Here is a 14025-nt window from a genome sequence, read left to right as displayed (position 1 = left end):
GCGTCACATGAGCCGGACAGGGCGTTGGCTGTTGGCCATAGCGATCGCGTTGGTGGTTTTCGCACTGTGCGTGTGGCTCGGGGACCTGCTTCTGCCCTGGGACCGCGCGACCCGGATCGGGACGGGTGCGGGAGCCGGTGCCGTGGTCGCGGGCGTCCTGGGCGCCTGGGCGTCCTCGCTCATCGGCTCCGCGGGCCGGACCCCGGCGCCGGCCGCGAACGGCCCCACGGCATCGGGTGAGCGGGCCGTGGCCACACAGGACAACTCCGGGGTCATCGTCACCGGAGACAACGGCACCGTGCAGCGATGACGACGGACGGCTTCCCTTCCGCTTCAGGCGTCCGGTCCACCGCCGCGGTGACCAACAGGGGAATCATCGCGAGCGGGGACCACGCACGGATCGAACAGCACAACCTGAACCTGCCGCAGGGCGCGCTGCAGGCAGCCGTGCCGGAAGCGGCGATCACCCGCTTGAACAACCTGCCGGCGCTGAACAGCCGCGTGTTCAAGGGCCGGGACGACGCCCTGGCCTTCTTGCGGGCACTGCCCTCGACCGGCACCGGCATCGTCGCGCAGAGCGTGCGCGGCATGGGTGGTGTCGGCAAGAGCACCCTCGCCCTGCATCACGCCCGCGACTGCCTGGCAGCGGGGCACGGCCCCGTGTGGTGGCTGGACGCGTCCAGCGCGGGGGAAATGACGGCCGGACTGGCAGCCCTGGCCACCGCGGTGAACCCGGTCAACACCGTGCTTCCGATCGACGAGGCGGCCGAGTGGGCCGTGGCGTGGTTGCAGGGGCGCAGCGGATGGCTGCTGATCCTGGACAACGCCGAGGATCCTGCCGACCTGCGTCCCTACCTCGGCCGGCTGAGCACGGGCCAGGTACTGATCACCACCCGCCGCGACCTGCCGTGGCAGGACGTGGGAACACCCCTGCTCCTGGACACCCTCGCACCCCGGAGCTCCCTCGCCGTCCTGCAGGAGATCACCGGACGCCACGACGACGGCGACGTCGCCTCGCTCATCGAGCTGGCTGACGAACTCGGGCACCTCCCGCTCGCCTTGCAGCAGGCCGGCGCCTACCTGGCCCAGACCCGCACCAGCGCCGGCACCTATCTCGCCCAGCTGCGCACCGACCCCGCCGGAGTCCTGGCGACCGCCCCTCCCGGTGACGCCCAGCACCGCACCATCGCCCAACTGTGGAGCGTCACCCTGGAGGCCCTGCGAACCACCGATCCCAACGCCGTGGAGCTGTTGCGGATCCTGGCCTACTGCGCCCCCGACCCCTTGCCCCGCGATCTCCTGGTGCCCGCGCTGTCCGCACCGCAGGCGGTCGACCACGCCCTGGGCGTTCTCGCCGCATACAGCCTGATCACGCTCAGCGAGACGGACGTCGCCGTTCACCGCCTCGTGCAGACCGTCGTCCGCACGACCACCCCACACCCCAGCCCGGACCCGCGCTCCGGCAGACTCCGGCGTCTGCTCCGCAGAAGCCGCCCCGACGCCCCGCTGCACCCGAGTCAAACGGCCCTCGTGCTCGTCTCCCTGGGCCTGCCGTCCGGGGAACCCGAAGACGTCACGACCTGGCCGGACTGGCAGACGCTGCTGCCCCATATCCGGACCACGAGTGCCCAACAGCCCGCCACGGGTGCGACGTCGCCGCTGCTCACCACCGTGCTGGGAAGAGCAGCCTTCTACCTCAGGGCCCGTGGCCAGTCGTCCGAGGCACTGCCGCTGGAGGAACGCGCCCTGCGGGCCACCGAGGCCGACCTGGGGCCCGATCACCCGGAGACGGCGATCCGGCTCAACAACCTCGCCCTCACCCTCGGCGACGTGGGCCAACACGCCCGGGCACTCCCGCTCTTCGAGCGGGCCCTGCGGATCGCCCAGGCCGCACTGGGCCCGGACCACAACGACACCGCCACGTGCTTGAGCAACCTCGCCCGGACGTTCGATGAGCTGGGCAGACACATCGAAGCCCTGCCGCTGGCCGAGCAGGCGCTTCAGATCAGCTAAGCAACCCTCGGCGCCGACGACCCGGACACCGCCAACCGCCTCGGAAACCTCGCCATCACCTTGAACAACCTGGGGCGGCACCAGGAGGCCCTACCCCTGGAGCAGAAGGCGCTACGGATCACCGAGGCCCTGCTGGGCTCCGACCACCCCCACACCGCGATCCGCCTCGGCAATCTCGCCGCCACCTTCAGCCATCTCGGACAGCACACCGAAGCCCTGCCCCTGGACGAACGCGCGCTCCGCATCACCACAGCGGCCCTGGGTCCCGACCACCCGCACACCGCCTCCCGCCTCAACAGCCTCGTCACCACGCTGTGCAGCCTGGACCGCCACGAGGAAGCCCTGCCGTTCGCTCAGCAAGCGGTCCGGATCACCGAAGCGGCCCTCGGCCCCGACCACCCGGACACCGCCAACCGACTGGGCAACCTGGCAGCCGTCTTCAGCGATCTCGGGCAGCACACCGAAGCCCTGGCCCTGGAGGAGCGGGCACTGAGGATCACCGAAGCGACCCTCGGCCCCGACCACCCGGACACCGCCAGTCGACTGGGCAACCTCGCCACCACGCTGAGCGAACTGGGGCGCCGGGCCGAGGCCCTGCGGCTCGAGGAACGAGCACTGCGGATCACCGAGAGCACCCTCGGCCCCGACCACCCGTACACGGCCCGGTGCCTGAACAACATGGCCCAGTCCCTGGGCGCGGACGGGCGGCACGCCGAAGCCCTGCCGCTGGCGGAGCGGGCCCTGCGGATCACACAGGCCGCACTCGGCCCGGACCACCCGCACACCGCCACGTGCCTGGCCAACCTGACCGGCCTGCGCGACGAAGCCCCCGGAACGCAGCGGTGACGCGGCCCTGAAGGCCGCGCCCCCTCAGTGCCCGTGCCCGCTGGGAGCCGGCGCCGCGTTCTTGACCGTCAGGGGGAGGAGCTTCTTCCCCGTCGGGCCGATCTGGATCTGGGTGTCCATCTGCGGACACACGCCGCAGTCGAAGCACGGCGTCCAGCGGCAGTCCTCGACCTCCGTCTCGTCGAGGGCGTCCTGCCAGTCCTCCCAGAGCCAGTCCTTGTCGAGGCCGGAGTCCAGGTGGTCCCAGGGGAGGACCTCCTCGTACGTGCGCTCACGCGTCGTGTACCAGTCGACGTCGACGCCGAAGGGGGCCAGCGCCTTCTCGGCGCACCGCATCCAGCGGTCGTACGAGAAGTGCTCGCGCCAGCCGTCGAAGCGGCCGCCGTCGTCGTAGACCGCGCGGATGACGGCGCCGATCCGGCGGTCGCCGCGGGACAGCAGGCCCTCGACGATGCCGGGCTTGCCGTCGTGGTAGCGGAAGCCGATGGAGCGGCCGTACTTCTTGTCGCCGCGGATCTTGTTCCGCAGCTTCTCCAGGCGGGCGTCCGTCTCCTCCGCCGACAGCTGCGGCGCCCACTGGAAGGGGGTGTGGGGCTTGGGGACGAAGCCGCCGATCGAGACCGTGCAGCGGATGTCGTTGGACTTCGACACCTCGCGGCCCTTGGCGATGACCTTGGTCGCCATGTCGGCGATCTGGAGGACGTCGTCGTCGGTCTCCGTCGGCAGGCCGCACATGAAGTACAGCTTCACCTGACGCCAGCCGTTGCCGTACGCCGTCGCGACGGTCCTGATCAGGTCGTCTTCCGAGACCATCTTGTTGATGACCTTGCGGATGCGCTCCGAGCCGCCCTCCGGGGCGAAAGTGAGGCCGGAGCGGCGGCCGTTGCGCGTGAGCTCGTTCGCCAGGTCGATGTTGAAGGCGTCCACGCGGGTGGACGGGAGGGAGAGGCCGATCTTGTCGTCCTCGTAGCGGTCCGCGAGGCCCTTGGCGATGTCGCCGATCTCCGAGTGGTCCGCCGAGGACAGGGACAGCAGGCCCACCTCCTCGAAGCCGGTCGCCTTCAGGCCCTGCTCGACCATGTCGCCGATGCCCGTGATGGAGCGCTCGCGGACCGGGCGGGTGATCATGCCGGCCTGGCAGAACCGGCAGCCGCGGGTGCAGCCGCGGAAGATCTCCACCGACATGCGCTCGTGGACCGTCTCGGCGAGCGGGACCAGGGGCTGCTTGGGGTACGGCCACTCGTCGAGGTCCATCACCGTGTGCTTGGAGACCCGCCACGGGACACCGCTGCGCTTCGGTACGACGCGGGCGATACGGCCGTCCGGCAGGTACTCGACGTCGTAGAAGCCGGGCACGTACACCCCGCCCGTCTTGGCCAGGCGGAAGAGGAGTTCCTCGCGGCCGCCGGGGCGGCCCTCCGCCTTCCAGGCGCGGATGATCGCGGTGACCTCCAGGACGGCCTGCTCGCCGTCGCCGATCACCGCGCAGTCGATGAAGTCCGCGATCGGCTCGGGGTTGAACGCGGCGTGGCCGCCGGCCATGACGATCGGGTCGTCCAGGCCGCGGTCCTTGGCCTCCAGGGGGATCCCGGAGAGGTCCAGGGCCGCCAGCATGTTGGTGTAGCCCAGCTCCGTTGAGAAGGACAGGCCCAGCACGTCGAAGGCCTTCACGGGCCGGTGGCTGTCCACCGTGAACTGCGGGACGCCGTGCTCCCGCATCAGCTCCTCCAGGTCCGGCCACACGCTGTAGGTGCGCTCGGCGAGGACGCCCTGCTGCTCGTTGAGCACCTCGTAGAGGATCTGGACGCCCTGGTTGGGCAGGCCGACCTCGTAGGCGTCCGGATACATGAGCGCCCAGCGGACGTCACAGGAGTCCCAGTCCTTGACTGTGGAGTTGAGTTCTCCGCCGACGTACTGGATCGGCTTCTGCACATGCGGGAGCAGAGCTTCGAGCTGCGGGAACACCGACGCAGCGACTTCGGCAGGCATGTCGCGCACCTTCGTGAGCTGGACTGAACGGACAGGGTGACCATCCAGACTAACGCGACCCGGCCGTACCTTTGTACGCGCGGAAGATCAGAGGCCCGCCGCCCCGTCCTTGATCCCGGCCCAGAATCCGGGCAGCTCGGTCTCCACGCGCACCGCCCGCTGCTCCTCGCGCTCGTGGAGCAGGCCGTAGGTGAAGGTGTTCTCCCCGGCCGCGTGGGCGACCGCCGACAGCTCGCGCAGGGCCTGCCGGGCCATCACGCTGTCCTGGTGCTCGCCGAGCAGGATCTGGAGCGCCTTCATGGACTTGACCAGGTCCGTGGCCGGCTTGCCGAGCGCCGGTCGGGCCGCCTCCGCGGCGTAGCGGGCGCGCTTGGTCTTCTTGCGGGCCTCGTGGATCGCGACGTCGCGCTCGGTACCGGGCTCCAGTTCCACGGCCCGCTCGACCAGCCCGGCGACCTTGCGGAAGTCCTTCGTGACGGCCTTGGCGATCTTCTTGTGGGGCTTCTTGCCGGCCGCCTTCCGCAGGGGCGGGTCGGCGATCAGCGCGTCCAAGGTGTCGAGCAGCGCGAGGTAGCGGCGGGAGTCCAGGACGCCGATGAGCCGGCCGCGGGCCCCGTCGTGCTCGGCGCTCGCCCAGGTGTGCAGCCGCTCCGCGACCGGCCCGCGGACCAGGGTGGCCGGCACCTCGTCGAGGGCCGCCGTCAGCCGTCCGGTCAGCACCTCGCGGTCCCGGTCCAGGCCCAGCTCACCGGCCAGCCACTTCAGCTCGTCGCCGACCGGGTCGGTGACGGTCCGGTCGAGGAGCTCGCCGTACGACGTGAAGGTGCTGCGCAGCCTGCGGGTGGCCACGCGCATGCGGTGCACGGAGTCCTCGGCGTCCCTACGCACGGCCGGGTCGAGTTCGACGACGGCGTCCCGCTGGGCGCGCGCGTACGCCAGGACGTGGTCTCCGGCGGTCACCGGTTCTCCGGCGGGGGCGGACGCCCGCTGCTGGTGCGGCGCCGTCTCCGCCAGGGCCCGCGCCAGCTTGGACGCCGAGGCCGACGGCCGCACGCCCGCCTTGCGCAGCCGCTTCTCCACCTTGTCGAGGAAGGCCGGGTCCTGCCCGTCGGCGAGCTCCACCTCGATCTCCGTCCACTGCGCTTCACCGCCGCCGGCCGTGAGCCGGTCGGCCCGTACGGCGTCGACGCTGACCTCGGCGAGCAGCCGCCCGTCGGCGTCGACGAGGTGGCGTACGTCGCGGTCGGAGCGCAGCCGGACGACGGGCAGCAGTTCGCCGCCGCGGACGCGGGAGCGGACGAGCCCGGCGAGGTCGTCCGGGAGGGTGTCGGAGAGCGGGGCGTGGATCTCGTCGCGGACGCCGGGGGCGACGGGGAACTTCAGATGCCAGCCCGCGTCCGAGCCGCCGGTGCGGCGGCGCAGGGTGACGGACGACGCGGCGAGGCGTTCGTCGCCGGTGTCGTAGTAGGTGGCGTCGAGGTGGGCGACGCCCTTGTCGAGCACGGCCGCGACCCCGGCGACTCCGGTCAGGTCGGGAAGCCCGCTGTCCTCGGACTCGTACTTCCGCTCGATCTCGCGCTTGGTGTCCGCCGTGAACCGATCCGCCATGAACCGAATCTAGTCGGCACGGCGGCGGGGCGGCAGGGGGCCGCCCCGCCGGTGTTCACGCCGACATCGGGCGCTGTACCCGGATGGACTGCAGCAGACCGACCGCTATCCACACGGCGAACATCGACGAACCGCCGTACGAGACGAACGGCAGCGGCAGGCCGGTGACCGGCATGATGCCGAGCGTCATCCCGACGTTCTCGAAGGTCTGGAAGGCGAACCAGGCGACGATGCCGGCGGCCACGATCGTGCCGTACAGGTCGGTGGTCTCCCGGGCGATGCGGCAGGCCCGCCACAGGACGATGCCGAGCAGCACGATGATCAGGCCGCCGCCGATGAAGCCCAGCTCCTCCCCCGCCACCGTGAAGACGAAGTCCGTCTGCTGCTCGGGCACGAACTGGCCGGTGGTCTGCGAGCCGTGGAAGAGGCCGGAGCCGGTCAGGCCGCCGGAGCCGATGGCGATGCGGGCCTGGTTGGTGTTGTAGCCGACGCCGGCCGGGTCGAGCTCGGGGTTGGCGAAGGCAGCGAAGCGGGCGATCTGGTAGTCGTCGAGCACCCCGATCTGCCAGACGGTGATCGCGCCGATCGCGCCCGCGCCGAGCAGTCCGAACACCCAGCGGTTGGAGGCACCGGAGGCGAGCAGCACACCGAGCACGATGATGACCATGACCATGACCGACCCGAGGTCGGGCATGAGCATCACGATCAGCATGGGTACGGCGGCCAGCCCCAGTGCCTGCATGACCGTGCGGTGGTCGGGGTACTGCCTGTCGCCGGCGTCGACTCTGGCCGCCAGCAGCATCGCCATGCCGAGGATGATCGTGACCTTCACGAACTCCGACGGCTGGAGGGAGAAGCCGCCGGGGAGCTTGATCCAGGAGTGGGCGCCGTTGATCGTGGAGCCCAGCGGCGTGAGCACCAAGAGGATCAGCAGGACCGAGAGGCCGTACAGGACCGGCACGGCCGTGCGCAGGCCGCGGTGGCCGAGCCAGATCGTGCCGGCCATCAGGGCGAGGCCGATGCCGGTGTTGAGCAGGTGCCGGATGAGGAAGTAGTAGGGATCGCCCTGGTTGAGCTCCGTCCGGTTGCGCGTCGCCGAGTAGACGAGGAGCGTGCCGAGCAGCGACAGGGCCATCGCGGACAGCAGGATCGGCCAGTCGAGCCGCCGCGCCACCGAGTCGCGGGCGAGGAGCCGGGTCCAGCCGGAGCGCTCGGGGCCGTAGCCGGAGACCTGGAAGCTGTTCACACCGCCGGTCATGTCGGCAACCTCCGGCTTCCCCGCCGGCGCCGGCGCCTTCGGGTGTCACGGTTCTCCGGCGTCGGCGGGGCCGTCGTCGCCGGCTGGAGCGGGTCGGCCGGGGCGTTCGGGTCCTTCTTCTTCGCCTGCTGGTCCTTGGCCGGGTCCTTGGGGATCTTCGGGGAGGCGATGGTGCCGTCGGTCTTGACCTTCGGCAGGGCCTTCTCCGGGGTGGGCAGCAGGGCCTTCTTGGAGTCGATGTCGCCGTCCTCGGAGACGCCGTACAGCGCGTTGTAGATGTTGCGGACGGCGGGGCCCGAGGCGCCGGAGCCCGTACCACCCTGGGAGATCGTCATGACGATCGAGTAGTCCTTGGTGTACGTGGCGAACCAGGAGGTGGTCTGCTTGCCGTAGACCTCCGCCGTACCCGTCTTGGCGTGCATAGGGATCTTGTCCTGCGGCCAGCCGCCGAACCGCCAGGCGGCCGTACCGCGGGTGGCGACTCCCGCGAGGGCATCGTCTATCCGGTCGCGCGTCTGCTGCGTCATCGGCAGCTTGCCGTGCGACCGGGGCTTGATCGGCGTGACGGTCTTGCCGTCGGCGCTGATGACGGCCTTGCCGACGGAGGGGTTGTAGAGGGTGCCGCCGTTGGAGATGGCCGAGTAGATGGTGGCCATCTGGATGGGCGTGACGAGGGTGTCGCCCTGGCCGATGGAGTAGTTGACGGAGTCACCGGCGCGCATGCGGTTGCCTTCGAGGCAGTTCTCGTAGGCGATCTTCTCGGCGTAGCTGCCGTTCCGCTTGCCGGTGCGGCACCAGGCGTCCTTGTTGGCCTTCCAGTAGTTCAGCTTCCACTGGCGGTCGGGGACGCGGCCGGTGACCTCGTTGGGCAGGTCGATGCCGGTCTCCTTGCCGAGGCCGAACTGGTGGGCGGTCTTGTAGAACCAGTCGTTGGGGTGCTTCTTCGGCTTGGCGCCGCCGTCCTTCTTCCATTCCTCGTGCGAGAGCCGGTAGAAGACCGTGTCGCAGGAGACCTCCAGGGCGCGGCCGAGGCTGATCGGGCCGTACCCCTTGGACTCGAAGTTCTTGAAGACCTGGCCGCCGAGGTTGTAAGAGCTGGAGCACTGGTAGGGGCCGTCGAAGGAGTAGCCCGCGTTGATCGCGGCGGCCGTCGGGATGACCTTGAAGATCGAGCCGGGCGCGGACTGGCCCTGGATCGCGCGGTTGAGCAGCGGGTAGTTGGACTTCTTGCCGGTGAGCCTGGCGTAGTCCTTGGCGGAGATGCCGCCCACCCAGGCGTTCGGGTCGTACGTCGGGTTGGAGGCCATGGCGACGACGCGGCCGGTCTTGGCCTCCATGACGACGACGGCGCCGGAGTCCGCCTTGTAGTTGGTGCCGGTGTTCCGGTCGTGCTGCTTGCGGGCCTCCTTCATGGCCTCGTTCAGCTGGTACTCGGCGATCCGCTGGACGCGGGCGTCGATGCTGGTGACGAGGTTGTCGCCGGGGTGGGCCGGGTCGGCCTCGGCCTGGCCGATGACGCGGCCGAGGTTGTCGACCTCGTAGCGCGTGACGCCGGCCTTGCCGCGCAGTTGCTTGTCGTACTGGCGCTCCAGGCCGGAGCGGCCGACCTGGTCGGAGCGCAGGTAGGGCGAGTTGGTGTTCTGGGCCTGCTTGATCTCCTCGTCGGTGACCGGCGAGAGGTAGCCGAGCACCTGGGCGGTGTTGGCCTTGCCCGGGCTCGGGTAGCGGCGCACGGCCTCCGGCTCGGCGGTGATGCCGGGGAAGTCCTCGGCGCGCTCGCGGATCTGGAGGGCCTGCTTGGGGGTGGCCTCGTCGGTGATGGGGATGGGCTGGTACGGCGAGCCGTTCCAGCAGGGCTGGGGTGTCTCGGCGTCGCACAGCCGGACCTTCTCCATGACCTCCTTGGGGGTCATGCCCAGCACGCCGGCGAGCTTGGTGAGGACGTCCTTGCCGTCGTCCGGCATCTTCAGCAGGTCGGTGCGGGAGGCGGAGACGACCAGTCGTGTCTCGTTGTCGGCGAGGGCCACGCCGCGCGCGTCCAGGATGGAGCCGCGGACGGCCGGCTGGACGACCTGCTGGACGTGGTTCCCCGACGCCTCCTTGGCGTAGGCCGCGCCCTCACGGATCTGGAGGTACCACAGGCGTCCGCCGAGGGTGAGCAGGAGGGACAGGACGAGGACCTGGATGACGACGAGCCGGATCTGGACCCGTGGGTTCCGCCCGGTCTCGGGGATGTTGGTCACTGCGGCTGCCTCCCCCTCTCAGTGCGCGTACGGATGTGCGAGTACAGAGCCGGGCCCGGATGCCGAGATGTGTCCGGGCAGGTGTGTGCGGATACGAGTGAGGAACGACGGGCCCACGAGCCGGCGTTCCTACCGGACCGGTCCGTTCGGGTGAACTTCGCTGCGCTCACAGCCGCTTGACCCCCTTGATGCGCCCGGCCCGCGCCATCCGTGCCCGGGCCGCCTTCACCCGCAGCCCGTTCCGCTGGCTGCCGATCCTCAGGCCGGTGCCTCCGGAGAGCCAGCCGGAGGAGATGTCGGTGGCCTTGGCGGCGGAGCCGGTCTCGGCGAGCGGATCGTTCTCGGCGCGCCTGGCCAGCGCCATCACCCCGGGCACCACGAACGGGGCGAGCAGCAGGTCGTACAGGGCGGCCGTGAACAGCAGGCTGCCCAGGCCCACATGCCGGGCGGCGGTGTCACCGACGAGGGCACCGACCCCGGCGTACAGCAGGGTGGAGCCGAGGGCGGCGGCGACCACCACGACCATGGGGCCGGTCGCGGACTTCAGCCGGCCCGTCTCCGGTTTCACCAGGCCCGCGAGGTAGCCGATGACGCACAGCACGAGGGCGTAGCGCCCGGCGGCGTGATCGGCGGGCGGGGCCAGATCGGCCAGCAGGCCGGCGCCGAAACCGACGAGGGCACCACCCACATGGCCGTACACCAGGGCGAGGCCGAGGACGGTGAGGAGCATCAGGTCGGGCACGGCGCCCGGCAGATGGAGGCGGGCGAGGACGCTCACCTGGATCACCAGGGCGACGACGACCAGGGCGGAGGAGAGCAGGATCCGGTTGACGCGCATGGGGTGACAGCTCCTACTGCTCTTGCTGGTTCTGGCCGTCTGACGGTGCCTCGGCGGACGGCGTCACGGTCACCGTCACCGTCGGCCTGGGGGTCGGCTTCGGCTTGGGCGGGAGCACCGTGTCGCGCGGGTCCTTCTTCGGGGCCTCGACGACGACACCGACGATGTCGAGCTTGCTGAAGGCGGCGTACGGCGTGACGTAGAGCGTGCGGGTCAGCCCGCCGCCGGACGGGTCGACGCGGGAGACCACGCCGACGGGCACGCCCGGCACGAACGGCCGGTCGGCCTGCGAGCCGAAGGTGACCAGGCGGTCGCCCTTCTTCACCTCCGCCTTGCCGTTGAGGAGTTCCACGCGCAGCGGGCGGTCGCCCTGCCCGGAGGCGAAGCCGAGCTCGTCGCTGGCCTCCATCCGGGTGCCGACCGTGAAGTCGGGGTCGCTGGCGAGCAGGACCGTGGCGGTTTCGGGCCCGACGGTGGTGACCCGGCCGACGAGCCCGTCCCCGTTCAGGACGGTCATGTCGCGTTTGATGCCGTCGTCCGCGCCGACGTCGATGGTGATCGTCCAGGAGAAGCCCTGGGCGGCTCCGATGGCGATGACCTCGGCGCCCTTGATGCCGTACTGGCCCTGGCCGGCGATCTTCAGCATCTTGTCGAGCTGCTTGAGGCGGCTGCGACTGCGGTCGTCGCTGCCGAGCCGCGCCTTCAGGGCCGCGTTCTCCTCCTCCAGTACGGCGAGCCGGTCGTGCCGCTCGCCGGATTCCCGGATGGCGGAGACCGCGTTGCCGACCGGGTCGACCGCGGCCGACACACCACTCTCGATCGGGCCGAAGACCGTCGCCGCGGCCTGCCGGGCACCGTCGACGGGGGAATCCTCCCCACCGCGAATGTCCACCGTGATCAACGCGAACGCGATGGCGATCAGCAGCACCAGGAGCAGCCGGCTCTCTCGTGTGTCCCTCACGTGCGGCGGCCGTGCCCTTCCTCATAGGAATTCGGGAAGCCCCAGGGAAACCCGAGGGGCTGCATTGTGGGAGCTTGTGCCTCTATATCAACGATCCGCCGTACGAGAGGAGATCGTCCCGTACGGCGGAATCGAAGAGTTACGTCATCTGCGCGGCTGGGCGTCCAGAACCTGCTGGAGCGCCTCGAACTCCTCGACGCACTTGCCGGACCCGAGCGCCACGCTGTCCAGCGGATCCTCGGCGATATGGATCGGCATACCGGTCTCCCGGCGCAACCGCTCGTCCAGGCCCCGCAGCAGCGCTCCGCCGCCGGTCAGAACGATTCCTCGGTCCATGATGTCGCCGGACAGCTCCGGCGGGCATTTGTCGAGGGTCGTCTTGACGGCGTCGACGATCGCGTTGACCGGCTCCTCGATCGCCTTGCGGACTTCGGCCGCGGAGATGACGACGGTCTTCGGCAGCCCGGAGACCAGGTCCCGGCCGCGGATTTCGGTGTGCTCGTCGGAGTCCAGGTCGTACGCCGAACCGATCGTGATCTTGATCTGCTCGGCCGTCCGCTCACCCAGCAGAAGGGAGTATTCCTTCTTGATGTGCTGGATGATCGCGTTGTCCAGTTCGTCGCCCGCGACACGGATGGACTGGGCGGTGACGATGCCGCCGAGGGAGATGACCGCGACCTCCGTGGTGCCGCCGCCGATGTCGACCACCATGTTGCCCGTGGCCTCGTGGACCGGCAGGCCGGAGCCGATGGCCGCGGCCATGGGCTCCTCGATGATGTGCACCTGGCGGGCGCCGGCCTGGGACGACGCCTCGATGACGGCGCGGCGCTCGACGCCCGTGATGCCCGAGGGCACACAGACGACGACCCGCGGACGAGCCAGATACCGCCGCTTGTGGATCTTCAGGATGAAGTAGCGGAGCATCCGCTCGGTGATCTCGAAGTCGGCGATCACACCGTCCTTCAGCGGACGAACGGCAACGATGTTGCCCGGCGTGCGCCCGATCATCTTCTTCGCTTCGGCACCGACCGCGAGGATGCCACCGGTGTTGGTGTTGATCGCGACGACGGACGGCTCGTTGAGTACGATCCCGCGACCCCTGACGTACACCAGCGTGTTGGCGGTCCCGAGGTCGACAGCCATGTCACGGCCGATGAACGACATTGAGTTCCCCATCAGGATTCGTCTGGCCTTCCCACTAGCTTTTGAGGGCTTTTCAGGTAGGCAAAGGTGGGTGCTGTGACGTGAAGGCTTCCATCGTAGACGCGCCTTCGCGAACACTGCGGGAGGGTCTCCGCCATTGTCAGCAGATGCTGTGCGGGTTCGCTTGTGGAGACGGGCGTTCGGGGACCATCGTTCCCTCGATCGCCACGCATATGCCAGAAAAGTCCGGGAGCCGTGGCCCCCAGACTTCCCTCGCCGTTTCGATTCAGGCGCGACCCGGGAAGAAGATCTTCACCTCACGCTCGGCGGACTCCTCCGAGTCGGAGGCGTGGATCAGGTTCTCCCGGACGATGACGCCGTAGTCGCCACGGATGGAGCCCGGGGCCGCGGCGATCGGGTCGGTCGGGCCGGCGAGCGCGCGCAGCCCCTCGATGACCCGCTCACCCTCGACGATCATCACCACGACCGGGCCGGAGGCCATGAACTCCACCAGCGGCTCGTAGAAGGGCTTGCCCTTGTGCTCGCCGTAGTGCTGCTCCAGCGTGTCCTGGTCCAGGGTGCGCAGCTCCAGCGCGGTGATCGCCCAGCCCGCCTTGCGCTCGATGCGGCTGATGATCTCGCCGGTCAGGCCGCGACGGACGGCGTCGGGCTTGAGGAGGACGAGGGTGCGCTGGCTCACGACGGGCTCCTTTGAGTCAAGGTTTAGCGGTGGGACGAGATTACCCGGCGTGTCGGGGCGCCTGTTACGCAGCGTCAGGTGTGGAGGAGTCGGCCTGGGCCGCGAATCTCGCCTTCGCCTCGTCCACCTTCCGCCCGTAGTGCACGGACGCCCACCACAGGGCCGCGAAGACCACGCCCAGGAAGAACATCATCGGCACGGCGAAGCCCGACGCGATGAGCGCGATCTGCAACGCCCAGCCGAGCGCGACCCCGCCCGGGCGCGTCACCAGGCCGCACAGCACCAGGCACAGGAACATCGCGACACCGCTGACCGTCCACACGGTGGTCATGGACAGGTCGGGATCCTTCATGGCGACCAGGCCGGCGAAGCCGATGATGAAGAACTCGCCGATCAGGGTCGAAGAACACAGCGTACGCACGGAAC

The 14025-nt window shown here is 69.9% G+C and carries 10 protein-coding genes and 1 pseudogene; 2 read left to right on the top strand and 9 right to left on the bottom strand.

The features are described 5' to 3' along the window. The first annotated feature begins 7 nt into the window (after window positions 1–7). Complete coding sequence (locus SCNRRL3882_RS27120; protein ID WP_159399454.1) at window positions 8–310, top strand: hypothetical protein; 303 nt, start codon at window positions 8–10, stop codon at window positions 308–310. Beyond that, window positions 307–2859, top strand: a pseudogene (locus SCNRRL3882_RS27115) (tetratricopeptide repeat protein). The gene SCNRRL3882_RS27120 and the pseudogene SCNRRL3882_RS27115 overlap by 4 nt, the downstream one beginning before the upstream one ends. Before the next feature lie 24 nt (window positions 2860–2883). Here SCNRRL3882_RS27115 and SCNRRL3882_RS27105 read toward each other — a convergent pair. The 9 genes from SCNRRL3882_RS27105 to SCNRRL3882_RS27065 all read right to left on the bottom strand — a co-directional run bounded on the left by SCNRRL3882_RS27105 (window position 2884) and on the right by SCNRRL3882_RS27065 (window position 14020). Beyond that, a complete protein-coding gene (locus tag SCNRRL3882_RS27105; RefSeq protein ID WP_010041921.1) occupies window positions 2884–4848 on the bottom strand; it encodes a TIGR03960 family B12-binding radical SAM protein in 1965 nt (654 codons plus the stop codon). A gap of 87 nt (window positions 4849–4935) precedes the next feature. Then, the gene (locus SCNRRL3882_RS27100; RefSeq protein ID WP_010041920.1) at window positions 4936–6456 is read right to left on the bottom strand and encodes a CYTH and CHAD domain-containing protein; all 1521 of its coding nucleotides are present in this window, start codon (window positions 6454–6456) and stop codon (window positions 4936–4938) included. Between the two features lie 55 nt (window positions 6457–6511). Continuing rightward, window positions 6512–7714 (bottom strand): rod shape-determining protein RodA, encoded by a 1203-nt coding sequence (rodA, locus tag SCNRRL3882_RS27095; RefSeq protein WP_010041918.1) that lies wholly within the window; start codon window positions 7712–7714, stop codon window positions 6512–6514. Continuing rightward, window positions 7711–9957: a penicillin-binding protein 2 gene (gene mrdA, locus SCNRRL3882_RS27090; RefSeq protein ID WP_010041916.1), complete on the bottom strand. Its 2247-nt coding sequence runs from the start codon at window positions 9955–9957 to the stop codon at window positions 7711–7713. Before mrdA ends, rodA begins: the two co-directional genes overlap by 4 nt. A gap of 166 nt (window positions 9958–10123) precedes the next feature. Further along, a complete protein-coding gene (mreD, locus tag SCNRRL3882_RS27085; protein ID WP_010041914.1) occupies window positions 10124–10795 on the bottom strand; it encodes a rod shape-determining protein MreD in 672 nt (223 codons plus the stop codon). Window positions 10796–10808: 13 nt separating this feature from the next. After that, window positions 10809–11756, bottom strand: coding sequence for a rod shape-determining protein MreC (gene mreC, locus SCNRRL3882_RS27080; protein WP_010041910.1), 948 nt, complete (start codon window positions 11754–11756; stop codon window positions 10809–10811). Window positions 11757–11900: 144 nt separating this feature from the next. Continuing rightward, window positions 11901–12920 carry a rod shape-determining protein gene (locus SCNRRL3882_RS27075; protein WP_004001297.1) on the bottom strand — a complete coding sequence of 340 codons (1020 nt, stop codon included), beginning with the start codon at window positions 12918–12920 and terminating at the stop codon, window positions 11901–11903. 265 nt (window positions 12921–13185) lie between these two features. Then, on the bottom strand, window positions 13186–13599 hold the full coding sequence (gene ndk / locus SCNRRL3882_RS27070) for a nucleoside-diphosphate kinase (protein ID WP_010041905.1): 414 nt from the start codon (window positions 13597–13599) through the stop codon (window positions 13186–13188). A gap of 64 nt (window positions 13600–13663) precedes the next feature. Then, window positions 13664–14020 carry a DUF4233 domain-containing protein gene (locus tag SCNRRL3882_RS27065; RefSeq protein WP_010041902.1) on the bottom strand — a complete coding sequence of 119 codons (357 nt, stop codon included), beginning with the start codon at window positions 14018–14020 and terminating at the stop codon, window positions 13664–13666. Window positions 14021–14025 lie beyond the last annotated feature (5 nt).

The sequence above is a fragment of the Streptomyces chartreusis NRRL 3882 genome, from assembly GCF_900236475.1.
Classification (GTDB): Bacteria; Actinomycetota; Actinomycetes; order Streptomycetales; family Streptomycetaceae; genus Streptomyces; species Streptomyces chartreusis_D.
This window is presented reverse-complemented; position numbering and strand designations above follow the sequence as displayed.

Bases quoted from the DNA above. Each gene is read 5' to 3' on its own strand.
- SCNRRL3882_RS27075 (WP_004001297.1), bottom strand. From the start codon at position 12,920: ATGTCGTTCATCGGCCGTGACATGGCTGTCGACCTCGGGACCGCCAAC.
- SCNRRL3882_RS27100 (WP_010041920.1), bottom strand. From the start codon at position 6,456: ATGGCGGATCGGTTCACGGCGGACACCAAGCGCGAGATCGAGCGGAAG.
- mreD (WP_010041914.1), bottom strand. From the start codon at position 10,795: ATGCGCGTCAACCGGATCCTGCTCTCCTCCGCCCTGGTCGTCGTCGCC.
- SCNRRL3882_RS27105 (WP_010041921.1), bottom strand. From the start codon at position 4,848: ATGCCTGCCGAAGTCGCTGCGTCGGTGTTCCCGCAGCTCGAAGCTCTG.
- SCNRRL3882_RS27120 (WP_159399454.1), top strand. From the start codon at position 8: ATGAGCCGGACAGGGCGTTGGCTGTTGGCCATAGCGATCGCGTTGGTG.
- rodA (WP_010041918.1), bottom strand. From the start codon at position 7,714: ATGACCGGCGGTGTGAACAGCTTCCAGGTCTCCGGCTACGGCCCCGAG.